Origin of the sequence: Paludifilum halophilum (genome assembly GCF_002245355.1) — a bacterium.
GTDB classification, from domain to species: Bacteria; Bacillota; Bacilli; order Thermoactinomycetales; family DSM-45169; genus Paludifilum; species Paludifilum halophilum.
Genome location: NZ_NOWF01000009.1, coordinates 65,780 through 90,196 on the forward strand (window position 1 = coordinate 65,780; position 24,417 = coordinate 90,196).

Consider the following 24,417-nt stretch of genomic DNA (forward strand, 5'->3'; position numbering starts at 1 on the left):
CAAGGGAAAACTCGCTATCACTCAAACAGACTTGCTCGATATTATCATCCGGCTACTTTCGGTGATTGACCAGACACGCCCTCGATCGCACATTCAATGATCAGGGGAACTCGATGGACGAATCTCTCTCAGCTCCAGCTTCCCCCGACATCCATCCGCTTTTTCCGGTAGGCCTTTTGGCCGCAACTCCGACAGAGAAGAAGGTAGCGATAAGGTCGTTCTTTTCGCTGGGAGCCCGGTAAAGGAGGCGTATGGCGAAGCCCTTTCACTTCCGCCAGCAACTTTTTAAAATCAGTATCCCGATGACGATATCCCTTACCCTGCAAATGAAGGTGGTAATGACAAAGCTCGTGGCGAATCACCCCCACCATCACTTCCTTCCCCAACTGCTCCAAATGTCTGTGGCTGACCTCAATCCGGTGATCCGAAAGGAAATAGCGTCCTCCCGTCGTTCGGAGACGCCGGTTGAGGCAGGCTCGGTGGCGAAAAGGTCTCTTGAAATCCCGCAAGGAAATTTCCTCCACCCAGGCCTGTAAAGCCCCTTCGTCCATGGGTTCAGCGGGAGGCTTCAACGGGTTTTCCGTACAAGATTTTCCTTGGGTGTTCACAGAATACAGCACCCCTTCATACATTGAAACTAGGCGAATTCATCAATTGGGAGGCATTTCTATGCCATACTGGCTTCGCAAACAACTGAAACGGGCTTTTCAAGGAAAAGACCGCCGGCAAATCCGCATCTTAAACGATTGTTGGTTTCAATACCAGGAGCGAAACACAGGGGAAACCCATCCCATGGTTTATACATTGAATGAAGATCACCCGTAGCATGAGACCCCGGGTACGACTTCCTCGGGTTTTCCGTGGACCGACCTTTCAGTCCGCTTCCGTTTCGGACAACTCCCCCGTTCAAGGGGACTCCCAACGATAATACCTCAAAAACCGAAAATCTTGACCGGAAAGTCGATCAGTCGGCTGACCCGCATCGATTTTATCCTACCGTGAATCCCGATCTTTTCACAACCTCAAAAAAGGAAACGCCAGGCCGATGATCTCTTCCGACGATATGTATAGACAAAGAAAGCAGGCGATGAGATATCGCCTGCTTTCTTTGTCTTATGGATGGTTTACTAGTTGACGGCTTTTTCCGCATTGATGCGGCCGTGAATCCAATCGGTACCCGTACCCGAAACCGAGTCCGCTGTGTTTTCAATGGTGGAACGAATCTGGGTGTTGTTCTTGCCCTGAGAAGCCAGCAGACCGGCCAGACCCGCCACATGAGGCGTCGCCATGGACGTTCCGCTTAAGCTTTGATAGCCGCCTCCGATATAAGTGGAGTAGATGTCCACGCCCGGCGCGGCCACATCAACCCATCTGCCGTAGTTGGAGAAGCTGGCTTTATTATCGTTGCTGTCGGTGGCGCCTACAGCCAAGGCATTGTCATAATAAGCCGGGTAGCTCGGACTGCTGGAACCGTTGTTTCCGGCGGCGGCAACCACAGCGGAGCCTTTGTCATGGGCGTAGTTGACGGCGTTTTCCAAAGTTTGCGCTCCCCGGGAAGCCCCCAAGCTCAAGCTGATTACTTCCGCTCCGGCGTCCGCTGCATCGATAATCCCATCAGCCACCGACTGCAGAGAACCGCTGCCGTTGGCATCCAGTACACGAACCGCGTAAATCGTTACATCGGGAGCCATCCCGGCGATGCCGACGCCGTTATCGGTGGTTGCCGCGGCAATCCCGGCACAGTGGGTTCCGTGTCCGTTCTCGTCCATCGGATCCCCATCGTTCTCGATGTAATCGCCGCCTTTCTCCACCTTGCCGGAAAGGTCCTCATGCCCATAATCCACACCGGTATCGACAATCGCCACTTTTACATTGCCGCTGCCCGTCGTCACATCCCAAGCGGCCGGCGCTTTCACTTTCTCCAGTCCCCATTGCTTGGAGAAATCCGGATCATTTGGTTGCGCGGCCGTATGGAACACAATGTTCGGTTCGGCATATTCCACGTTCGGGTTATTCCGGTACTGTTTCAGAGCATCCTCAACCGACCGGTCTTTCACTTTAACCACCTGAAAGCCGATCTCCTCGTTTTTCGACTTCACTTGGGCATCGATGGCGTGATGAGCCGCAGAAGCTTTCAATTTGGGAACTTCGGGTTTGAACTTAACGATAATTTCCCCGGGAATGTACTCCCCGTTTGCTCCGGCTGCCTCCACTTCCGGGCCGGCCGGCACTACAAACCCTACCACCAGCAACAGTGCGGCTAAAATCAACAGCGAGCGTTTGATAAAAAAACCTCCGATCCAAAAATTTTTTGTACAATTTGTACAGATTAAATATTCGATTCATTTTCGGCAATACCTTCTTTTTATAGTAAATTAAAAAGAAAAATTTATTGCCTTATTAGAAATGCACGCCTATTACTATCAAAATCAAGGAATTAAGAGAATTTGATTGGAAAAGATACCATGGAATGATGCTTCTAAAACGCCTTTTTTCCAGCTTCTTCTCCAACAGGATCGTCGTGGGGATGAACACCCTGGTTGGCCGGATATTTTTAACCATAAAACCCTTCCGAAGGGGAAAACGAGTTTTATTCAACAAAATACTTCAGCTGAGATAAAAAAATGATTTTATTTCTGTTGCCTTCCGACAAAAAAACAACCCGGTTGGATTCAACCGGGTTCGTGAAAAGCCTTAGAAAAACAATCCCGTCTTGTGATTGTCAGTGGTTTTTCCTCTTCTCCAGCAGTTCCGTAGAACCGCCGCTCTCCCCCGAAGTAACCATGAGAATAGACCCGACGATGGCGCTGCCGGTGACATAGAGCGTTTCAGCCAGGGCCGGCCCAATGGCATAATTGGGATTTTCGTCCCGATGGGCAAAGGGCTGGCTGTCCCCGTAGGACGGATGTTTACGCATCATGTTTTCCACCGCCTGCCGGCAGGTGTCGGAGTTAAGCACTTTCGGGTAAATCTGTTCGAAAGTAGAAGCGACAAAAGCATCCCGCCCGCGGCCGGCATCCGGTAAGTTCTGCCCCTTCATCTCTTCCTCGACAAAGGACACGATTTTGGACAAATCCTCGGTGGATTCGGCGAACAAACGACTGCTGGACGCGTTCATCTCCGCAATTTTGGCCGCCAGCTCCTTGGGAACATCGTGGTCGATCATCTCGTTCTCCTCCTTTCTGTTCCTTTTAATATTCCTGGACTGGCTACAAAACATGCGAATCCCTCAGGATGAAATGCCGGACCCTGGATTTCTCTGCTTTCATCGTTAGTTATTGTCCCCCATTCACAATACCGTCTCTAGTTTCAAGGCAGTAAGACAGGACAATGGATCACCTAAAGTTCTCTTGACACCGCTTTCACATGTACGTACAATTATTATGAATATTCATTTGTACGTACGTCTTTTGTTGGAAGGAGAGCGGCTTTGCCCCGGACCTTGCCGCAAGATTCGGAGCGGAATCGGAGGGTTATTATGAAAAAGGTGTGGTCGATCATTCTTATAGCGGTTCTCACCGTTTCCACGGCAGCGTGTGGTTCAGTTGCCGGAGATGATTCTGCCGGCTTTGTGGGACTCGCAATGCCGACCAAATCATCGGAACGGTGGGTCAAAGACGGCGAAAATATGGCGAAAGAATTTGAAGCATTAGGGTACAAAACGGATTTACAATATGCGGAAGATGTCGTTGAAAACCAAGTAGCGCAAATTGAAAACATGATTACAAAAGGGGTTGATGTGCTCGTCGTTGCTGCGATCGACGGGAAAGCTTTGACCGATGTACTGCAATTGGCTAAGGAGCAAGGCGTTGAAGTGGTTGCGTATGACCGTCTAATCATGAATAGTGAGAACGTTTCCTATTATGTGACATTTGATAACCTAAAAGTCGGGGCTTTGCAAGGGAAATATATTGAGAAGCGCTTGGATTTAAAGAAAGAGAAAGGACCATTCAACATCGAGCTGTTTGCCGGCTCTCCGGATGATAATAATGCGCATTTCTATTTTAAAGGGGCCATGTCTGTCTTACAGCCTTATATTGACGAAGGGAAGTTGGTTGTAAGCAGCGGGCAAACCGATTTCAACCAAATTGCAACACTGCGCTGGGAAGGGGCAAAGGCCCAAAAGCGGATGGATGATGTATTAAGCTCACACTATACGACTGAGAAACTGGATGCGGTCTTATCCCCTTACGATGGGATTAGTATTGGTGTGATTTCATCGTTGAAAGGGGTTGGCTACAATCAAGATGATATGCCGATCATTACCGGACAAGATGCCGAAGTGGCTTCAGTGAAATCCATTATTGCCGGAAATCAAACGCAAACGGTGTTTAAGGATACAAGAAAGCTTGCCAAAAAAGCTGTTGATATGGTCGATGCCATCTTGAAGGGAGAACAGCCGGAAGTCAATGATACAAAAACGTATGACAACGGTGTAAAAGTGGTCCCCTCTTATTTGCTGGAACCTGTCTCCGTCGACCGGTCCAACTATAAGGAGGAGTTGATCGACAGCGGGTACTACAAAAGAGAGGATCTGAAGTAAATCATGACTGAAAGAGAGGTGTGGGGGATTCATGGCAGACATACTACTGGAAATGAAAAAAATCACGAAAGAGTTCCCAGGAGTGAAAGCGCTTAAAGATGTCAACCTCCAGGTAAAAGAAGGAGAAATCCATGCCTTATGCGGAGAAAACGGTGCAGGTAAATCGACATTGATGAAAGTGCTCAGCGGTGTCTATCCCTATGGTTCGTATACGGGAGACATACTCTTTCAGGGACAAGAGTGCCAATTTAAAGATATTAAACAAAGCGAAAGTTTAGGCATTGTGATTATCCATCAAGAACTTGCGTTGATTCCTGAACTGACAATCGGGGAGAATATTTTCCTCGGAAACGAACAATCGAAAAAAGGAGTGATCGACTGGAGTCAGACCGTGATCCAAACGAAAGACTTACTGAAAAAAGTCGGCTTAGAAGAATCCCCGGATATTTTGATCAAGCACATCGGTGTCGGTAAACAACAACTGGTGGAAATAGCAAAAGCATTGGCCAAAGAAGTCAAACTATTAATCCTAGACGAGCCGACTGCGGCCTTAAATGAAAGTGACAGTGAAAACCTATTAAACTTATTACTCGAACTCAAAAGACAGGGCATTACATCCATTATTATTTCTCACAAGCTGAATGAAATATCGAAGGTAGCAGACTCCATTACCATTTTGCGAGACGGACAAACGATCGAAACGCTTGAACCAGGGAAAGATGAGATAACGGAAGATCGTATCATTAAAGGGATGGTCGGGCGAAATCTGTCCAATCGTTATCCGCAGAGAGATTCAAAGATCGGTGAAACCATTTTCGATATTATCAACTGGAATGTTTACCATCCTTTACAACAGGATCGAAAAATCATTGATAACGTTAGTCTGCATATCAAAAAAGGTGAAGTGGTCGGGATCGCTGGTCTCATGGGAGCAGGAAGAACAGAGTTGGCGATGAGCATTTTCGGTCAATCGTACGGGCAAAAAATTACAGGAAAAATTAAAAAAGACGGAAAAGAAGTGGAGATAAAAAATGTCAGTCAGGCAATCAAACAAGGAGTCGCTTATGTGACTGAAGACCGAAAAACGTATGGATTGATCTTAATTGACGATATAAAAGCCAATATTACACTGCCGAATTTGCAACAAATCTCCCAACGGTCCATCATCAACGAACAAGAGGAAATCATAACCGCAGAGAACTACCGTACAAAATTGAATATCAAATCTTCGAGTATTTTGCAGAAAACAGAGAACTTAAGCGGTGGAAATCAGCAGAAAGTAGTATTGAGTAAGTGGATGTTAGCTCAACCGGATATCCTTATGTTGGATGAACCTACACGAGGTATTGATGTAGGCGCAAAATACGAAATTTATTCTATTATCAATGAATTGGCCCAAGATGGAAAAGGAATTTTGGTCATTTCCTCCGAGTTGCCTGAAATACTGGGAATTTGTGACCGAATTTACGTGATGAGTGAAGGAAAAATAACCGGCGAATTAAACAGAGAAGAGGCGACACAAGAGACCATCATGGAATATATGACAAACATCAGGGGTGAAAAACATGCAGACCTTGAGCAAGCTTATACAAAATAACCTAAAACAGTACGGAATGATCATCGCCTTACTGTTGATCGTTCTTCTCTTTCAAATCCTAACGGCCGGCATCCTGCTAAAACCATTGAATATTACAAACCTGATTTTGCAAAACAGTTATATTCTGGTGTTGGCTATTGGTATGGTGTTGGTCATCATCACGGGGCATATCGATTTGTCGGTGGGTTCAGTCGCGGCTTTTATCGGAGCCATTTCGGCAATCTTAATGGTGGAATTAAACATGCATCCTTTTCTCAGTGTGGTGCTCTGTTTATTATTGGGTGCTTTAATCGGAGCGTGGCAAGGGTTTTGGGTTGCGTATATTAAAATACCGGCATTTATTGTCACCCTTGCGGGGATGCTGTTGTTCCGCGGATTGACCATGATTGTGTTAGAAGGTCAATCGATTGCTCCTTTTCCAACCGATTTTAGACAAATCAGTGCAGGATTTGTTCCCGACTTTTTCGGCAGTGGATCGATCCATATCTTTTCTCTCGTCATCAGTGTCGCCTTATCGTTGATCTTCGTCTATAAAGAGGTGAAAGACCGAAAGAATCAGCTCAAATACCATTTTAACGTACTGCCCAAAAGCCTTTTTATTGCCAAATTGGTCGGGGTCGCTGTGGTCATGAATGGGTTTACGTATATATTAGCGACTTATAAGGGGATTCCCAACATTTTGGTCATCCTGTTTGTTCTTATCGTTGGTTACAGCTTTATGATGAAGAAAATGGTCGTCGGCCGTCATATTTACGCTGTCGGAGGAAATGAAAAGGCCGCCGGACTATCCGGTATCAAAACAAAGCGGGTAACGTTTTGGGTTTTTGTCAATATGGGGATATTGTCCGCTTTATCGGGATTGATATTTGCCGCCCGTTTGAATGCGGCCACACCCAAAGCAGGGAATTTATTTGAGCTGGATGCGATTGCCGCGGCATTTATCGGCGGTGCTTCGGCCTATGGAGGAGTCGGTACCGTTATTGGCGCCATCGTAGGCGGACTTGTGATGGGTGTGATGAACAACGGGATGTCGATCATCGGATTAGGGGTGGACTGGCAGCAGGGGATCAAAGGATTGGTGTTACTGTCTGCCGTGGCCTTTGATGTTTTCAACAAAAATAAATCGTCTTCCTAAGACGCATCAAACCGGGTTGCGAATCAAAGCGGGAAAAAATGAAATGAGGTGTGATAGATGGCCGGAAGAAAACGGCTTCGTCAGTTGATGTCTTTGGTTCTTGTTCCATCGCTGTTCGTTTTAAGTCTGACTTTCGCCCAATCACCAGAGAATGCGTCCGCGAATAAAAAGGAGGCGATCGATTACTCGCTTACGGTCGACTCAAACCGAAGGGGTCCCGCGATCGACAACACCATGTACGGGGTCTTCTTCGAGGATATCAATCGCGCCGCTGACGGCGGGCTGTACGCCGAACTCATCCAGAACCGATCCTTTGAATACGACCCCGTCGACAACCCCGCGTACAAGCCCTTGACGGCCTGGACCGAGACCGCAACCGGCGGTGCGAGCGGAACCGCACGGGTCATGAACGACGACGGCCGCCTGAACGAGAAAAACCGGCGTTACCTGCAGCTGGACCTTGACGGCTCGAAAGACAAAAAGGAGCGGTTCGGTGTCACCAACGCCGGGTACAACTCGGGCATAGCCGTGGAAGCCGGCAAAAAGTACGACTTCACGGTGTGGGCCCGTACCGACCAATCATCAGGAACACCGCTGACGGTCGAGCTCCACGACGTCTCCGACAGCCGGGACGCACTGGCAGCACCGCTTCAGATCACAGTCCGCGGGGATCGCTGGACCAAGTACTCCGGCACCTTCACCGCCCGCACCACAAGTACAACGGGCCGCCTCTCCGTAACAGCCGGCGGCCGCGGCACCGTAAGGCTCGACATGGTTTCGCTTTTCCCCCGGGACACCTTCAAGGGTCGCACAAACGGGATGCGCAAGGACCTCGCACAGAAGATCGCCGCGCTCAACCCCGGCTTTCTGCGGTTTCCCGGCGGGTGCCTGGTCAACACCGGCAGCCATGAGGCGTACGAGGCGCCCGACTGGGAGCGACAGCGATCGTACCAATGGAAGGACACCATCGGCCCGGTCGAGGAGCGGGCCACGAACGCCAACTTCTGGGGCTACAACCAGTCCTACGGGCTCGGCTACTACGAGTACTTCCAGTTCGCGGAGGACATCGGCGCCATGCCGCTGCCCGTCGTGCCCGCCCTCGTCAATGGATGCGGCGAGAACCGGACGACCGACGACCCCGAGTTGCTGCAACGTCACATCCAGGACACCCTGGACCTGATCGAATTCGCTAACGGCCCTGTCACCTCGACCTGGGGGAAAAAGCGAGCCGAGATGGGCCATCCGGAGCCCTTCGGTCTGAGCCACATCGCAGTCGGAAACGAGGAGACCCTGCCGGACGAGTTCTTCAAGCGTTTCACCCAGTTCCGCGAGGCCATCGAGGCCGAGTACCCCGAAATCACGGTGATTAGCAACTCCGGTCCCGACGACAGCGGCCCAGTCTTTGACCGCGCCTGGGAGCTTAACCGCGAGGCCGATGTGGACATGGTCGATGAGCACTACTACAACAGCCCTGCGTGGTTTCTGGAGAACAACGATCGCTACGACTCCTACGACCGCCAGGGTCCCAAGGTATTCCTCGGAGAGTACGCCTCCCAGGACAACCGTTTCTTCAACGCCTTGGCCGAGGCCGCATTCATGACCGGTCTGGAGCGCAACGCTGATATCGTCAAGATGGCATCCTACGCCCCACTGCTGGCCAACGTGGATGATGTGCAGTGGCGCCCCGACATGATCTGGTTCGACAATTCCCAGTCATGGGGATCGACCAGCTACGAGGTACAGAAGTTGTTCATGAACCATGTCGGTGACGAAGTCGTACCGAGCAAGGCGTCTTCCATACCCGTCCCGACCGAGCCGATCACCGGTGCCATCGGCCTGTCCACCTGGGCGACGAGTGCCGCGTACGATGACGTTAAGGTCATCTCCGCCGACGGTGACACCCTGTTCAGCGACGACTTCTCCAATGGCGCCAGGCAGTGGACCCATGCCACCGAGCACGGGTCGTGGAAAATTCAGGACGGTGCATACGTGCAGTCTGACACGTCTGCCGAGAACACCATGGTTACCGCCGGCGACCCCGACTGGCAGAACTATGACCTGCGCGTGAAAGCAACCAAGCAGTCGGGGAGCGAGGGCTTCCTCATCGCCTTCGGGGTTAAAGATACCGGAAACTACTACTGGTGGAACCTTGGCGGCTGGGGAAACACCCGTTCCGCCGTGGAGAAGGCGGTCGACGGCGGCAAACAGACCATGATTGAGAATGAGACGCAGATCGAGACCGACCGCGAATACGATATCCGGATCGAGGTCCGCGGACGCCAGGTGACGCTATTCCTGGACGGTCGGAAGTGGGGCAGTTTCACTGATGATCAAGTGGCCGAGCCCTTCCGCCAGGTGGTCACCCGCGATAAGGCCACCGGTGAGCTCATTGTCAAAGTTGTCAACGCCCAAGAAGCGCCTGCACGCACGCGGATCGACCTCGGGGAAGTAGATGTCGCTCCGACTGCTCGCCTAATCACGCTCCAGGGAGACCCCGACGCGGTCAACACCGCCGATTCGCAACCGATCAAGCCCCGCCGCTCGGTAATCAACAGCATCGACCAAACCTTCACCCATACCTTCCCGGCTCACTCCGTAACCTTTATGCGGATCAAGCCGAATACATCGAAGAAGCCGTAAAGCTGGAATCCAGGCGAACCCTTTTTCCTTAATGATCGAAAGAATGAAATCGTCATAACGACGGAAAATGCCGGCTGTAAGACTGCTGATAAAGGACTGATCAGCAGTCTTTTTTTGCGTTGAAAGGGTCCCGTGTCGGTTTACACCACCGAAAAACAAAGAAAAACGACCTATCGGGTACCGCCGACAAGCCGTGGAAGGATACGGAAGAGGTAGATTTCTTCCGGATTCATTTCTTTAGAAAAGACACTACAGCCTCTGCCACTTGATGCGAACACTGAGCATTCAATCCATGGCCGGCATCTTCAAACAGACGCACTTCCGCATCGGGGATGCGCTCAGCCAACAGGTTGGCATTTTCAGGAGGAATCAGGATATCCTCGTTTCCGTGCATAACCAAAGTCGGCGCATCCACTTCGGGAAGTCGTTCATAGCTTCCTTCCCAATCAACAATCGCTTGCCATTGACGTCTGAAGGATGCCGGATCCATGGGGTCCCTTGCCAATTCCTTCATATTTTTTTCGATAAACGCTGGATTCGCATCGACAAAAGGATTTGGAAACAGAAGGCGAATCTGGTTGTCTTTCTTTTCTTCCGTCAAACCGTTTCCTTCCATTAACAAAGATCGTACTTGTTCATCCGCCGGAATCTGTTCATGTCCGCCGCAGTTCGTACATCCCAGGATCAGCCGATCCACTCTGTCCGGATAACGCAAAGCGATTTCCTGTGCAATCATTCCACCCATGGAAAATCCCATCACATAGGCTGTAGAGATCCCCAGCCGGTCCATCAACCGTACTGTATCCTCAGCAAAACCGACGATACTGTAAGCCGTTTGCGGCCGTTCCGTCCGACCCGCTCCCCGATTGTCAAAAGCGATGGCGCAATAATCCTGGGCGAGGTCGTTCCAAAACGGATCCCCCCACCAATCCAAGTTTCCTCCCAGTCCCATGATCATGATCAGTGCAGGTCCTTGGCCCTTTTGTTCATAGTACATTTGAATGTCTCCAACTCGTTCTCTCGGCAAGTGGTTTCACCTCCTTGAAAATACAGTCCGTTGATTGGTTCCGGCTGTCATCTGTCAAATGCGGTGCCGATGGCTCGGCTTCATTCACCGGGTTCGCTGATTTTCACCAGCTGCTTACCGAGGTTTTCACCTTTAAACAGCCCGAAAAATGCCTGAGGAACATTCTCAAAACCTTCAACGATGGTTTCTTGATATTGGAGCCTTCCTTCAGATAGCCATTGTGCAAGATCGCGAATGCCCTCGCTGAAACGGTGAGCGTAATCCCCAACAATAAAGGCCTTGATCAAAGCCCGGCTCTTCAACAGCTTGGTTTGTACCCGGGGACCGAGGTCACCATCCGTGCGGTTATAGGATGAAATCGCCCCACACAAAGGAATTCGGGCATAATCATTCAACAAATTCATGACCGCATCGGAAATCGGCCCACCTACATTGTCAAAATAAACATCAACCCCATCCGGACAGGCTTGTTCAAGAGCCTTTTGGAGGTTATCGGCGGTTTTGTAGTTGATTGCGCGGTCAAAGCCCAATTCCCGCTCGAGAAAATCCATTTTCTCATCGGACCCGGCGATTCCGACGACACGAGCCCCTTGAATCTTGGCAATCTGACCGACGACCATTCCGACGGCTCCAGCAGCCCCGGAAACGACGACCGTTTCCCCTTTTTTCGGTTGACCGATATCTAGTAACCCGAAATAAGCAGTCAACCCTGTCATACCCAGTACACTCAAATAAGCGGACAGAGGGGCAATCAAATCATCCACTTTGCGAACCTCTGATGCATCCACCGCGTTGTAATGTTGCCAACCCATCATTCCGACCACTTTGTCTCCAACATGGAACCGATCCGATTTGGATTCAACCACTTTCCCTATGATCCCACCGGAGATGACTTCATTCAGCTGATAAGGTTCAACATATGATTTTTGATCGCTCATGCGTCCTCTCATATAGGGATCCACCGAAAGGTAGATGGTTTGTACAAGAACTTGACCTTCCCCCGGCTCCGGTACAGGGACCTCCCGATATGCAAAAGTCTCCTCAGTCGGCATTCCCTCCGGCCGTTGGGCAAGCAAAAGCTGACGATTTCGTTTTTGATCCGTCACTGACTACAACTCCTCTCGCCGATCCTCGAGGATCGGCTCTGTAAGTGGTTTTTTCGGTTTGTAAGTGATTGTATCATACCAAATAAACATTTTAAACTCATATTATATTTTCGGTTTACAATGTGTAATCATCAAGAAGTCTGTTATCATATGGGGAACAGCAGAAAAAGAGGTGCGGAACTGTGAGGAAACTGGATGAAAAGATGCGATCCCAAACCAAACAAAGATTGATTATGAAAATTTGCGGGGTTGTAAAAAACAGGGGATTCGGTTCTCTTAAAATGGATGATATCGCTCGCCAAATGGATATCAGTAAAGCCACCTTGTACAAATATTTCTCTTCCAAAGACAACATTATTGAAGCTGTCGTTGATGATTATATCTCTTATATAGAAGGAAACGACCATGTGATCTCCGATGAGCGTGTACCGTTTCCCACCCGATTCCAAAAAGCGTTTGAACATGTGGCAATAGCCGCCGTACATGCATCCGACCTGTTTTTGAGCGAGCTGGAAGTCGTATATCCCCATCTTTATGAGAAGATTATCGAAGCACGGCAAAAACGCAATGCCAATCTGGAACGCTTTTACCAATCGGGAATTGATGAGGGCGTCTTCAACCCCGTAAATCCGGCCGTTCTGATGCTCCAAGATGAGGTTGTTCTGCGCAGGATTGTGAGCTCCGATTTTCTCATGCATCATAACCTGTCTTTGAAAAAAGCCTTATTCGATTATTATATTTCCAAAAAATACCAATTACTTCGGCCGGAATTCCTCGATCAAACGGACGACACATCCATCGAGGAAATCCTGGATCATATTTTTCATAAAGTGTCCCGCCAGGTATAAGAGGAATACGGTTGTTTGAAACACTCTTTCCTAGCCAATGATCAGCCGGCTATCCGACGGCTCTAGGCACCTGCCCCGGGAATATCGATCAAAGAAGCTCAGCGAGATCCTCGCTGAGCTTCTTTTTGCCATAAACGATCGCTTCTTCAGGTTTAGTTTTGGTGGGATCCGAACCCGTTTGCCGGAACGGTGAGCCTCGTTCCGTCGGAGAAGGTGACTGTTTTGGGCTGGTTGCTCATATTGTAGGCGACATAGGTTTTTCGATCCCCCTTTTTGAACACCGCATAGAGCGGATGGTTTGCGGTTACGGTCAAATCGGTGGTGCCGAGGGCATGGAGGTTGTGGATCCAGTGGTAGGTGTTCGCCTTGGAATTTCCCTCTTCCGGCTCAAATGCATTCACCCGGGCTTGAAATTGACGGATGGCGTCGTCGGGGTTCTCAATCGCCCGATACATCCAGATTAAGTCCTCCCACTTGTCCCAGTCGGTGCCGCCGTTTTCCCTGACGAGGGCGTCATAGTTCTTTTGGGTATACTCCGGGTGGTGAGTCAGGTAGAGGGAGCCTGCCTGGAAAGGCAGCCAATTGATCCCGTGGACTTCCTCGGGGTTTGCCGTCCACCAGGTGGCGTCCCCCACCGTTTTACCGCCCCAGATCATACTGGCAGTGGCCCGGGTGAAGTCGGAATGGTGGTTTTGGCCGTCTACGTCAAACCAATATTCCTGGATCGCGTTCATCTCAGTGGTGTACAGATAGATCCCCAAATCCCGGATAGCGCGGTCGTTGGTGGCTTCTCCCCACAGAATCAAACCAGTCCAGGCATTCATCGCCTCCGAGGAGGATTCGTTGTTGTTTCCATCCCCGAAGCCGGCGTGTCCCGATGCCCAGGAATGCCCGGCATAGGGATCGAAGTTGCGCAGAAAGGAAAACATCGAATCATTCCGATCCCCGTTGGCGAAATCCCGGATCAGGAGCTTCACCATCCGCCCCCATCTGGAATCGCTCGCCCAGGACGGATCGACACGGGCGATCTCGGCGGCCGCTTGGATAAAATAACCATAGTGGAAGTGGTGGTCGTTCAATTCATCGGCACTGCCGAAACTGTCGGGATATCCGATCAGAGTTCCCCAACGGTCGTTGTAGTAGAAGAGACGGGAACTTTTTAGATTTCCCTGGCTGTCACTGGCTTTCAAATAATCTTCCAATCGGCTTTTCAATTCCTGGTGAAACTGGTTGGCCGCATCTGTATTTCCTACCTGCTCGGCGATGGGAGCCAATGTGGCCACTTTCCCCAGCCGTTTTCCCAGCCAGTACGTATCCTCGGCACCGGTGTAGTTCTCCTCCGCCGCTTCGTCGACGTAACGGGCCAGGGTCGACTTGTCGTAACTGCCGAGATCCGGGAGTGAGGGCAGAACCCCGTGGTATCTCATCGTGGTGGTAAAGGACTGCCCTTCCACCGTTTTCATCGACCCGCGCACGGAATCGTACGTGTATGGCAGCAACGACTCCTCGGTGTTTTTCCATTGATGGGGGTACAGGGCGAAGATCGTTCCTGTCTGCGATCCTTCTTTGGCGGTGGTTGTAAATGAAAAAGTGGTTTGAACGGAACTGGTATCCGAATCCACCGACCATTCGACGCGGGTATCGGTGACGTGGGAGTAGGCGTACTGCCGGAATTTTTGCAATGTCTCCTTCTTGTTGTCCGGCAAAAGGGCGATGGAGAAGTAATGGTTGCCGTTCAGGTGGTTTGTCAACTGGTTGGACCCGATTCCCGACCAGGTGGATCCGGTGGGCCCGAACAACGCATAATGCCGGTTATTGACGGTGATGCCCAGGACCGGGGAGTCGGCCGACCCCGACCAGATCTGCGGTGCATCAGCAAACCGTAAAACCGGATCACCGCCTGTCAAAGTGGCGTAAATATAGGGGGATCCATGTCCGTATGTAACGGACATGCGGTTGGAATCGCTTTCGAAATGGGAAGTGACAAACCAATCGCTGAACCCGTCCACTTTTGCATCGGGAAAGGAAGAGACGTCACTGTGGGAGAGTGTAAGATCATGGTCGTCCGTTCCCATCCAACCGCAGATGCAGGAGTCATTTGCCGTGATGCCGGGTCCCGGGTAGTACACTCGGAAACCGTCAGCCTGGTTTTGCACAGCCAACGGGTGCGGATATTGACGTTCCGAATATCGATCCCAGGCGAGATTGCTCCACCAGTCGTTGGTGGGCATTTTGCCGGTGACGTTGGACGTTTGATAGAGTGTGTCCGGAGCATCGACCGCGCCCGACGGTTTGACGGTGGTATAACTGCCGGATCCCAGGGGAACCTCCCCCGGAAATCCCCATACCTGGGTGGAAAACAACAGGCTGAACACCATACTGAAAACGACGGCGGCTACCCCGACGCGTTTTATCATCCTTCTCCCTCCTATGGAATTTTTGGAATGGACTTCCCCAGAGGGTGGTGGAAGGGGGGTCCGTTCTGCCACGAAACCCATTTCTTTAAAAAGGATGATATAATAGTATGAAATTTCCGTCAATAACTTTTTCTTAGACCCTATAAAACTTACGAAAAGGAGCGTCAAAAAATAGAGGTTATGTCGATGAATGAGAAGAATATCACCAATAGTGAGCGAATAGCGGCTTTCACTCAGCCATGGGAGATCCCTCGGCCAGTGGGCCCGATCCCCTTTCGGACCGGACCATGACCACCCGGAATCAACATAAAGAGCGCGGGTCGAAACCCTTATCGAAGCGGTTCGAACCATTCCATTATTTGAAGTAGCTGTTCATGGCCATACAATCATAGCAATAGATTTTATCAAAGTCGATTCCCATGAGCTCCATCCGACCCAGTGGTTCCATTCTTTCCGATACCGCTTTTAACAATGCCTCTTTATTCGATTTTGTCTCGATCACTCTTTCGCATGTATCGCAAATCGCAATGTATTCCCCTGTGGTCTCATCGTGCTGAATCATACCGATCACCTCGGTATAGTATAGGAAGAAATGGGCCTTCCATATACCAATAGACGAAGTCTGTCTGATCATGAGCGATAACTGGGTGCGGGAGCCGATTTCCAACTCCGCGCCGGGTTGCCCTCCCGCAGATAGTAAACCGTCCGCGACCTTTTCTACAGACCGAACCAGCGTTCATGAGGAAAGGCATATGTGGCTGCTAAACGGTTCGGTCCTCCGAAAACTCCGCTCAATTGTCGGGCATAGCGAGACCCGGGAGCGGAGCGACCGAAGCGAGACTTGTGCTCTCCTGAGTGCAAAGGCCGCTACGCTGGAAATCGGCGCCCAGCCCTTCGGCGACACGCCCTAGCCTCACTGAAAAACCCGCTGCCCGAGACAGGCAACGGGTTGAAGGACGTTCACGACGAGTCCTGATCCTTTTCCCACACCTTTAAAAAGGGGTAGGGATTGATCGCTTCCCGCGATGGGGAGAAAAGACTTTCCCGGACATAGATACCCAGATGCAGGTGAGGATCAAACTGGCCGGTCGTTCCCTCAGGGCCATATCCGCTGTCCCCGACGTAACCGATCACTTCCCCCTTGTCCACTTCTTTACCTTCTTCCAATCCTTCCGCGTACTTCTCCATATGAGCGTAATAAAAAGAGACCTGGGGATGGTCCGTGTCCAAGATCGTCACCCGCCATCCCCCGAGTCGGTTCCACCCTTTACTAACCACCCGTCCGGAACTGACGGATCGAATCGGGGTCCCCTTGGGAGCCATCATATCCGTTCCTTCGTGGGTTCGGTCCCCCCCGTAGGAACGGCTGGCCCCCCAGGTATCCCCGTAGGAAATCCTGTCCCGATCCTCCGGGCGAAAGGGAAAGGCGTAATTTTCCCCCATCGGCGCCGCGGCCCAAGCGTAGGACTCGGCCAATCCGTTAATCCGTTCCGCCTCTTTTTCCGAAAACATTCCTTTGACGGCTTGTTCCGCGCTGCGCTCATTAACGGCAGAACGCCCGGCCTCCTTCTTGAGGCGGTCGGCCCTCCGGCGAATCGTATCCGGCGTCACCTGTTCATATCCGTTCTCCACTTCGTCCATCGCCGCCAAGTGGGGCCAGGGGACCTGTTTCTCCTCGGCGACGGAAACATACGTACCAGCCAGCTTTCCCGGGATCTTCATCTCCGGAATGTCCACTGAACGGGTCCAGTCAAAAATGAGAAAACCCACTGCGGCCAGAAGACCGATGAGGAGTAGACGTCCGATCCATTTCAACATACTTGTTCCCCCTCGAAACAGAGCCCGGCGGTTTTTCCGTCTGATGATGCATGGATTTCCGGGTTTGCCTCAGACTTTCCCCGGGACCATGCTGAGGGAAACTCTCTCCCGTTCGTGATCCACACTTAAGACCCAGACATCCACGACGTCTCCCACACCGACGACATCCATCGGATGACGGACAAACCGTTCACTCATCTTGGAAATATGGACAAGTCCGTCATTTTTCAGTCCGATATCGACGAAGGCACCGAAATCAACCACATTGCGCACCGTGCCCTTCAGCTCCATTCCTTCCTTCAGGTCTTCCAATTGCAACACGTCGGAACGCAGAATGGGAGCGGGCAACTCCTCCCGCGGATCCCGCCCCGGACGAAGAAGAGCATCGATGATGTCCCGCAGTGTAGGAACCCCGCATTCCAGTTTCTCGGCCATCTCCTCCACTTTCACCTGTCGCAGACGTTCGTTGAAATCCGGTGTTCCGATCGCTTCAGGCGGACAGTCCAACTCCGCCAACAACGCGGTCACGACTGCATAAGATTCCGGGTGAATCGGGGTTTTATCCAAAGCATTTTGGCCCTCGACAATGCGCAAAAAGCCGATGCACTGCTCAAAAGTTTTGGCTCCCAAGCGGGGGACTCCCTTCAGCTCCTGGCGGTCCGTGAAACGGCCCAGCTCCTCCCGCTTTTTAATAATATTTTTGGCGACAGCGGCATTGACACCGGACACGTATTGCAGCAGAGAGACCGATGCGGTATTGACATCCACACCGACATGGTTCACTGCCGACTCCACCACGGTGGACAGGCTTTCCGTCAACCGCTTCTGGGAAACATCATGCTGGTATTGGCCGACCCCGACAGCCTTCGGCTCGATCTTTACCAACTCCGCCAAGGGATCCTGCAGACGACGAGCGATGGAGACGGCACTCCGTTGGGCGGCATCCAAGTCGGGGAATTCCTCCCGAGCCAATTTGGAGGCGGAATAAACGCTGGCACCGGCTTCATTGACCATGACATAAAACAAGTCCCGGTCCGACTCGCGGATAAAATCAGCCACAAAAGACTCTGTCTCCCGGGAAGCCGTACCGTTACCGATAGCGATCACCTCGATGGCGTACGCCTCCACCAACCTTTTCACCACTTGTTTCGCTTCCTGCACCTTGTTCTGGGGAGGAGTGGGATAAATCACCCCCACCTCGTTCATCTTACCGGTATCGTCCACCACCGCCAGTTTACAGCCGGTTCGGTAAGCGGGATCCAGTCCCAATACCCTCTTCCCCCGGATCGGCGGTTGCAACAGCAACTTGCGCAGATTTTCCGCAAAGATGTGGATTGCCTGCTCCTCCGCCTTTTCCGTCATCGCTGAACGGAGCTCTCGTTCAACGGACGGGGCGATCAACCGCTTATAACTATCCGCCGCCGCTTCCTTCAAATAGCGATGCGGCGGTTTGGGAAACCAGCTTTCCAGCTTTTGAATCACCGGCTCCTCATCCTCCACTTCAATGGAGAGTTTCAGCACTTCTTCCCGCTCGCCCCGATTCACCGCCAAAATCCGGTGAGCCGGCATCTTCTGAACCGGTTCCCTGCGGTCGTAATACATCTCATACACGGAACGCTCTTCGGGATTTTTCGCTTCGGACACCAATCCCCCCCGGTTCCAGTAATACTCCCGGATCCACTTGCGAATATCGGGATCGTCAGCTAGCTCTTCCGCCAGGATATCCATCGCTCCGGCGATAGCCGCCTCCGGCGTTTCCACCCCTTTTTCCTGATCGATATATCCCGGGGCTTCCTCTTCCACCGGCGCTTCGTCTGTCACCTGGAGCATCTTTTCCGCGAGAGGGGCCAACCCGCGTTCTCTCGCTTTGCTGGCCCGGGTCTTTCGTTTCGGTCGGTAGGGTCGGTATAAGTCCTCCACCGTCTGCAGTTTGGTCGCCGCATCGATCTTTTGGCGCAATTCCTCGGTCAGCTTCCCCTGTTCGTCGATCAGGCGGAGCACTTCTTCCTTCCGCTGATCTAACTGAACCATGTATTGATTCCGTTCCTCGATCGCCCGCAGTTGTTCTTCATCCAGTTCCTTGGTCCGTTCCTTCCGGTAACGGGCGATGAAGGGAATCGTATTTCCCTCAGCCATCAGTTCCACACTGGTCTGCACCTGCTGGGCGGTCAATCCCAGCTCCTCCGCAATCACTCGATATCTCTCTAGTTCTTCCATAAACGCCTCCGTATTCCCTAGGGTTCCGCTTTCCATCATACCTTCTTTCCACCGGAGGGGCAATTTTCTTAGAGTCATCATATCGTTAAAATGAGGATAGGGAGGGTTCGAGTTGAAAAAATATTTAACCTCCATATGCTGTTTTCTAGCTGCCTTATCGTGGATGATGGGACATTTCCTCGAATGGGGCGCTGTTTCATGGTTGCTTGGCGGGGGGCTGCTACTGAGCGGAGCATACTGCACGAAATACTTAAAAACAGACGTTTGATCAAATCCTCGTTTCCCTCACTCGGTTACACAGAGAAGGTTCCCACAGAAAAAGCTCCGCAACAAACCGGAGTTTCATCCCCTTCCCCGCGGGGAATTTGATTCTGTAATACCCGTGAATGGAGGAATGCTTTTTGAGCCGCAATCTGTACACCCGGGACCACCTGGAGCACTTAAACCGGATCGGGAAAATCACTCCCGAACTCCAACAAGCGTTTCAAGCATTCAATCGATCCGTCATGAAAGAGGGAGCCCTTACCGTCAAAGAAAAGGAAATCATCGCCGTCGCCGTGGCTCATGCTACCGAGTGCCCTTATTGTATCGACATCCACACCAAACAAGCCAAAAAAGCAGGAGCTTCTCTGAAAGAGCTGGTGGAAGCCGCCTTCGTCACCGCATCGATCGAAGGGGGAGGGGCGATTGCCCACAGTACCCATGTGAAGAACGCACTGGATCCGGAGGGAGATGATATCCTTTATCGTCGTTCCAACCTCTCCCGCATGGATCATATAAAACCGTTGGCCCCTGAAGCCTTTGACGGTGCCATGTCCTTTTTCCATACCGCCGGCGGGGAAGGAACATTGAGCGCCAAACTGAAGGAATTGATCGCTGTGGCAGTCGCTCACACAACGGAGTGCCCCTACTGTATCGATCTCCATACCCAATCCGCTGACAAAGCGGGAGCCTCGGAGAAAGAACTGGCCGAAGCGATCCTGGTTGCTTCCGCCCTGCGCGCCGGAGGAGCCTATGCCCATATCGCCAACATGATCGCCAGTTACGACGAAGACGAAGCATAACCCGGCACCCCGGCGAGCCCCGAAGGAACCCGGACGAGATGGACAACCTCTTTTGAGGGATCCTTTTCCTTCACACAACCAGCACATCTGGATGGTTCACGAGAGCGAATGTCCCGCGGAAATGCGGATGTTTTCAAACGAGACGATCCAAGCTAAACTGGAAAGGGATCGAACCTGGATCCGAGTAAGAAAGGGGGGCGAACATGAGCGCATTACAGAAGCAAATCATCCGTGAACTCTGTGTCCAATCCCGAATGATTGCCGAAGACGAAATCCGGGCTAGGGTTCAATTTATCAAGAATTACCTGTTAAATGCCGGAGCCAAGGGATTGGTACTCGGCATTTCCGGAGGACAGGATTCCAGCTTGGCCGGTCGGCTGTGCCAGATGGCTGTGGAAGAACTGCGTGAGGAAACCGGCGGTGATTACCGGTTTATCGCCATGCGTTTGCCCTATGGTGTACAAAGAGATGAAGAAGATGCCCAGCGCGCGTTGGCATTTATCCGGCCGGATCAGAGCATCACCGTCAATATCAAGGAAGCGGTCGACGCATCTGTCCAAGCTTTTCAAGAAGCGACGGGGCAACCTTTGACCGATTACTTGAAAGGCAACACCAAAGCCCGGGAGCGGATGAAAGCCCAATATGACATCGGCGGGTTTTACCGATTGCTGGTAGTGGGAACCGACCACGCCGCAGAGGCTGTCACCGGATTTTTCACCAAATTCGGCGACGGTGCCTGCGATTTGACTCCCCTGTTCGGCCTGACCAAAGGGCAGGGAAAAGAGCTTCTCCGACATCTGGGTGCGGAACCGGCTATTTATGAAAAAATGCCGACAGCGGACTTGTTAGATGAAATTCCGGGACGCGCCGATGAAGATGAATTGCAACTCACTTATGAACAAATCGATGCCTACCTGGAAGGGAAAGAGGTACCAAAGGAGGTCGCCGAACGGATCGAGCACCGCTATATGGCCACCCGGCATAAACGGGTTCCCCCGGTAACCCCCTTTGACGATTGGTGGAAGGAGTAGTCGGATGACCGCTCGCTAGATGAGCGCATCCACTGCGGGGTATTCCCCGTCCCTGACCAAAAAAACCTCCACCTGACGGCGTCCCCGGGAGATCCCCCCGGGGACGCCGTTTTTAACGAGTCCTCCGTTCTTTGAAGCGTAATCCTTTCCGGTTTACACAATACATAAATATCAGTCACACCTTTGAATACGGATCCTTAAAACAAAAAGGCGCCTGTCGAAACCAGACGCCTTTTGAACCCTATCCATCCTCGATCGCTCGGGTCAGAGCTTGTCCGATCCTCCAGAGCATCAGGTCCCGTATGGACGGACTTGCCCCACTTCCCGGGGGTTATACGATGGCCCCTTTAGGCCACTTTGACCTGTTTTTCTGAGATGAAGGCGCTCCGTGAAAAACCGGACTCCCTCAACGGAATATACGTTCTATCTTCCCATAAAAGGGAACTATTACCTATCTGCTTCAATCCCTTTTATGAGCCCGATCCCCCTTTGCTTTTCGGCAGGCAAACGCAAAATACCGTTCTTCCGGGCCGGCTTTCCAGAAGGGTTAAATCACCTTCCATGGCATGAGCCAGCATTTTACTGAACGCCAGACCAATCCCCAAGCCCCGGTTTTTGTATTTTTTGTTCTCGCCTCGAAAAAAGCGTTCAAAAATAAATGGCTTGTCTTTTTCCGAAATTCCTTTCCCATTATCTTCCACCCATAAGAAGACCTTTTCTTCGCTCTGCTTCAGCCTTACATCAATGCGGCCGTCTTCTTTTGGAATGGCAGCCAGTGCATTCGTCAATAAATTTGTTATGATTTGCTGGAACCGCTGAAGATCGATTTTTACCCGGGTATCTGGTGCTTCCTTCACGATATGAATCGTTCCTTCTGTTCCGTGGATCCTATTGAAATGATGATAGGATCGGAAACCACTTCATAAAAAGAGTGAGTGTCTACTTCGAGGGGAACACCTTTTGCAGAAAAAGAATTCAGCTCCAATAGGTCCGTAACCATGGTTTGTAAGCGTTCCGTCTCCTCTAGAGCCGTTTCTACAAATGAATCAGCTTCTTTGTTTGAGACCACACCGTCTTTTACTGCCCGAAGAAGTCCGCTAATGGAAGTCACAGACGTTTTCAGCTCATGTGTGACACCTGCTAAAAGCTCTGTCCTCAACTTTTCCAAATGCTCAAGGCGATCAGCCATCGTCTGAAATGACTGAACTAAATCGTTCACTTCCCTCTGCGGCTTCTCTGGCGGCAATGAAATCTCATAATTCCCTTCCTCAATCTGCTTGGCCGCTTTAGCAACCTGAACGACAGGTCTCGATAAGGTTTTCGTCAGAAAGTACATGGCCCCCCAGCCAAAAAGCGCGAGTGTCGATATGAAGATAATCAGCAATCGGTATGCTTGCTTGGGTACAGCCAGCCCGATATCTCAGGACAACGTATCCTAAAGTGTTTCCATCAGCCACCACAGCCTTGGAAACGCCAATATAATGTTTTCCACTCTCCTCCTTCTCAAATCGCCGATACCCTTCCTCGTCCTTTAGAAAAGACAAGGTGAATGGCAGTTCAGGCGCATTTACCGATGACCGGGAAATGATATCACCATCTCGGTTCAGTTGATACATATAATGCTCACCGGGTGGAGAAACCGGTTTTTTTGAAAAAGGAAACGGGAATCTTTGATTGAACTCATTTCTTTCTCCATTGATATAATTGGCTACCACTTCAGCAATGTTATGCATGTTATATCTTTGCGAGCGAGAAAACCCCTAGCTTCAGCTATGGGGATGAGAGCGAGCGTCAGGCGAGGGAGGGGGTTGGTTTTCCTCTTTTTACTCTCTTTTTTTGCGCCTGTTTAACTAGATATCTTGAATCTATCTAATGTTCGTTGTAAAATTGGCAATAGGTGATGAATTTGAGAACGGTTCAAAGTAATCGAAATGTCGTGTACGACTGCAAGTATCATGTTGTTTTTTGTCCCAAGTATCGACGAAAAGTGCTGGTTTCGCCTGTAAGTGATCGGCTGAAAGAGCTGTTCGTAGAAAAAGCAAGAGAGCTGGAAGTTACGATTTCCCGTATGGAAATCATGCCCGATCATGTGCATTTATTCATACAATGTGACCCTCAATTTGGCATACACAAGGCAGTCAAGCATCTCAAAGGGTACACATCGCGAGTCCTTAGACAGGAATTTCCGCATTTGAAATCACGAATCCCATCCCTTTGGACAAACTCCTATTTTGTTGCAACCGTTGGAACGGTCACCCTGGAAGTGATCAAGCAGTACATGGAGACTCAAACAAGGAGGTGAACCCATGCACAAGGCATTTCAGTTTCGTTTGTACCCAACCAAAGAACAAGCGACTCTCATCAACCAATCCATTGGTTGCAGCCGGTTCATATTTAAATCCTTTCAGAAAATACGAAAAGGAATGGGCTCACTGGCAAAGAATCCTGTCCCGCCGTCAAAAAGGCGGTTCCAATTGGCACAAAGCCAGAGTCAAGGTGGCAAAGATTCATAAAAAGATCGTCAACGTAAGGCGTGACTTTCTACATAAGCTGTCCACCAAACTGATTCACGAAAACCAAGGGATCTGTTTGGAAGACTTGCAAGTCAAAAGCCTGGTAAAGAACCACAAGTTGGCAAAATCCATCACCGATGCGTCATGGTCTGAGTTTGCCGCCATGTTGGAGTATAAGGCTACATGGTTTGGAAGAACCCTTGTCAAAGTCGGCAGAACTTTTCCTTCCAGCCAACTCTGTTCCTGCTGCGGGAATAGAAACAGAGACGTAAAAAATCTGAACCTGAGATATTGGACATGCCCAGAATGTGGTGTTCATCACGATCGGGACATCAACGCCGCCAAAAACATTCTGCAAGAAGGTTTAAGAGTCATCGCCGTGGGGCTCACGGTTTGAGCTTGGTCCATTTCTCCCGGTTGCGGGAGATTACCCAAGAATCCCCTGCCTTTAGGCATGGGGA

21 protein-coding genes and 2 pseudogenes are annotated in these 24,417 nt (G+C 50.9%); 11 read left to right on the forward strand and 12 right to left on the reverse strand.

Going from position 1 to position 24,417, the window contains the following annotated elements; translation table 11 throughout:
* Positions 1–128 precede the first annotated feature (128 nt).
* Positions 129–608: a SprT family protein gene (locus tag CHM34_RS14415; RefSeq protein WP_240512039.1), complete on the reverse strand. Its 480-nt coding sequence runs from the start codon at positions 606–608 to the stop codon at positions 129–131.
* 61 nt (positions 609–669) lie between these two features.
* On the opposite strand from CHM34_RS14415, the gene cmpA reads away from it, so the two are divergent.
* Entirely contained in the window at positions 670–825 is a 156-nt protein-coding gene (gene cmpA, locus CHM34_RS14420) for a cortex morphogenetic protein CmpA (protein ID WP_094265317.1), read from the forward strand.
* A gap of 302 nt (positions 826–1,127) precedes the next feature.
* On the opposite strand, the gene CHM34_RS14425 is transcribed toward cmpA, so the two are convergent.
* Positions 1,128–2,285 carry a S8 family peptidase gene (locus CHM34_RS14425; protein ID WP_094265318.1) on the reverse strand — a complete coding sequence of 386 codons (1,158 nt, stop codon included), beginning with the start codon at positions 2,283–2,285 and terminating at the stop codon, positions 1,128–1,130.
* A 166-nt stretch (positions 2,286–2,451) separates the two neighbouring features.
* Here CHM34_RS14425 and CHM34_RS19375 point away from each other — a divergent pair, with 166 nt between their 5' ends.
* Positions 2,452–2,628 carry a hypothetical protein gene (locus CHM34_RS19375; RefSeq protein WP_169713754.1) on the forward strand — a complete coding sequence of 59 codons (177 nt, stop codon included), beginning with the start codon at positions 2,452–2,454 and terminating at the stop codon, positions 2,626–2,628.
* A gap of 94 nt (positions 2,629–2,722) precedes the next feature.
* Here the strand turns inward: CHM34_RS19375 and CHM34_RS14430 are convergent, their stop codons facing one another.
* Complete coding sequence (locus CHM34_RS14430; protein ID WP_094265319.1) at positions 2,723–3,166, reverse strand: hypothetical protein; 444 nt, start codon at positions 3,164–3,166, stop codon at positions 2,723–2,725.
* 312 nt (positions 3,167–3,478) lie between these two features.
* Between CHM34_RS14430 and chvE the strand changes: the two genes are divergently transcribed.
* The 4 genes from chvE to CHM34_RS14450 are packed head-to-tail and all read left to right on the forward strand — an operon-like array spanning position 3,479 to position 9,915.
* Positions 3,479–4,543 (forward strand): multiple monosaccharide ABC transporter substrate-binding protein, encoded by a 1,065-nt coding sequence (chvE, locus tag CHM34_RS14435; protein ID WP_094265408.1) that lies wholly within the window; start codon positions 3,479–3,481, stop codon positions 4,541–4,543.
* 31 nt (positions 4,544–4,574) lie between these two features.
* Positions 4,575–6,140 (forward strand): multiple monosaccharide ABC transporter ATP-binding protein, encoded by a 1,566-nt coding sequence (gene mmsA, locus CHM34_RS14440; protein WP_094265320.1) that lies wholly within the window; start codon positions 4,575–4,577, stop codon positions 6,138–6,140.
* A complete protein-coding gene (gene mmsB / locus CHM34_RS14445) occupies positions 6,109–7,275 on the forward strand; it encodes a multiple monosaccharide ABC transporter permease (protein WP_094265321.1) in 1,167 nt (388 codons plus the stop codon). The genes mmsA and mmsB overlap by 32 nt, the downstream gene beginning before the upstream one ends.
* A gap of 57 nt (positions 7,276–7,332) precedes the next feature.
* Positions 7,333–9,915 (forward strand): alpha-L-arabinofuranosidase family protein, encoded by a 2,583-nt coding sequence (locus CHM34_RS14450; RefSeq protein WP_206093818.1) that lies wholly within the window; start codon positions 7,333–7,335, stop codon positions 9,913–9,915.
* Positions 9,916–10,144: 229 nt separating this feature from the next.
* Here CHM34_RS14450 and CHM34_RS14455 read toward each other — a convergent pair whose 3' ends face one another.
* Together CHM34_RS14455 and curA are read right to left on the reverse strand one after the other, a co-directional pair.
* Positions 10,145–10,942, reverse strand: coding sequence for an alpha/beta fold hydrolase (locus tag CHM34_RS14455; RefSeq protein ID WP_094265322.1), 798 nt, complete (start codon positions 10,940–10,942; stop codon positions 10,145–10,147).
* Between the two features lie 80 nt (positions 10,943–11,022).
* Positions 11,023–12,048, reverse strand: a complete 1,026-nt coding sequence (curA, locus tag CHM34_RS14460) for an NADPH-dependent curcumin/dihydrocurcumin reductase (protein ID WP_276207711.1) — start codon at positions 12,046–12,048, stop codon at positions 11,023–11,025.
* A 182-nt stretch (positions 12,049–12,230) separates the two neighbouring features.
* On the opposite strand from curA, the gene CHM34_RS14465 reads away from it, so the two are divergent.
* Positions 12,231–12,896, forward strand: coding sequence for a TetR/AcrR family transcriptional regulator (locus tag CHM34_RS14465; protein ID WP_094265323.1), 666 nt, complete (start codon positions 12,231–12,233; stop codon positions 12,894–12,896).
* Between the two features lie 170 nt (positions 12,897–13,066).
* On the opposite strand, the pseudogene CHM34_RS14470 reads toward CHM34_RS14465, so the two are convergent.
* The 4 genes and pseudogenes from CHM34_RS14470 to CHM34_RS14485 all read right to left on the reverse strand — a co-directional run.
* Positions 13,067–15,274, reverse strand: a pseudogene (locus CHM34_RS14470) (glycosyl hydrolase); the annotation flags it as partial.
* A gap of 394 nt (positions 15,275–15,668) precedes the next feature.
* Positions 15,669–15,875 (reverse strand): hypothetical protein, encoded by a 207-nt coding sequence (locus CHM34_RS14475; protein WP_141201728.1) that lies wholly within the window; start codon positions 15,873–15,875, stop codon positions 15,669–15,671.
* 398 nt (positions 15,876–16,273) lie between these two features.
* Positions 16,274–17,131 carry a M23 family metallopeptidase gene (locus CHM34_RS14480; RefSeq protein ID WP_094265325.1) on the reverse strand — a complete coding sequence of 286 codons (858 nt, stop codon included), beginning with the start codon at positions 17,129–17,131 and terminating at the stop codon, positions 16,274–16,276.
* Positions 17,132–17,200: 69 nt separating this feature from the next.
* Positions 17,201–19,348, reverse strand: coding sequence for a Tex family protein (locus CHM34_RS14485; RefSeq protein WP_206093819.1), 2,148 nt, complete (start codon positions 19,346–19,348; stop codon positions 17,201–17,203).
* 401 nt (positions 19,349–19,749) lie between these two features.
* Between CHM34_RS14485 and CHM34_RS14490 the strand changes: the two genes are divergently transcribed.
* Both CHM34_RS14490 and nadE read left to right on the forward strand, forming a co-directional pair.
* The gene (locus CHM34_RS14490) at positions 19,750–20,412 is read left to right on the forward strand and encodes a carboxymuconolactone decarboxylase family protein (protein ID WP_240512041.1); all 663 of its coding nucleotides are present in this window, start codon (positions 19,750–19,752) and stop codon (positions 20,410–20,412) included.
* 203 nt (positions 20,413–20,615) lie between these two features.
* The gene (gene nadE, locus CHM34_RS14495) at positions 20,616–21,443 is read left to right on the forward strand and encodes an NAD(+) synthase (RefSeq protein WP_094265327.1); all 828 of its coding nucleotides are present in this window, start codon (positions 20,616–20,618) and stop codon (positions 21,441–21,443) included.
* 470 nt (positions 21,444–21,913) lie between these two features.
* Here nadE and CHM34_RS14500 read toward each other — a convergent pair whose 3' ends face one another.
* The 3 genes from CHM34_RS14500 to CHM34_RS19380 are packed head-to-tail and all read right to left on the reverse strand — an operon-like array spanning position 21,914 to position 23,176.
* Positions 21,914–22,300 carry a sensor histidine kinase gene (locus CHM34_RS14500; RefSeq protein ID WP_169713755.1) on the reverse strand — a complete coding sequence of 129 codons (387 nt, stop codon included), beginning with the start codon at positions 22,298–22,300 and terminating at the stop codon, positions 21,914–21,916.
* On the reverse strand, positions 22,297–22,779 hold the full coding sequence (locus CHM34_RS14505; RefSeq protein WP_094265329.1) for a histidine kinase dimerization/phospho-acceptor domain-containing protein: 483 nt from the start codon (positions 22,777–22,779) through the stop codon (positions 22,297–22,299). The genes CHM34_RS14500 and CHM34_RS14505 overlap by 4 nt, the downstream gene beginning before the upstream one ends.
* Positions 22,730–23,176 carry a hypothetical protein gene (locus CHM34_RS19380; protein ID WP_169713756.1) on the reverse strand — a complete coding sequence of 149 codons (447 nt, stop codon included), beginning with the start codon at positions 23,174–23,176 and terminating at the stop codon, positions 22,730–22,732. The genes CHM34_RS14505 and CHM34_RS19380 overlap by 50 nt, the downstream gene beginning before the upstream one ends.
* Positions 23,177–23,343: 167 nt before the next feature.
* On the opposite strand from CHM34_RS19380, the gene tnpA reads away from it, so the two are divergent.
* Together tnpA and CHM34_RS14520 are read left to right on the forward strand one after the other, a co-directional pair.
* Entirely contained in the window at positions 23,344–23,745 is a 402-nt protein-coding gene (gene tnpA, locus CHM34_RS14510) for an IS200/IS605 family transposase (protein WP_094263258.1), read from the forward strand.
* 101 nt (positions 23,746–23,846) lie between these two features.
* A pseudogene (locus CHM34_RS14520) lies at positions 23,847–24,353 on the forward strand (RNA-guided endonuclease TnpB family protein); the annotation flags it as partial.
* Positions 24,354–24,417: the final 64 nt, after the last annotated feature.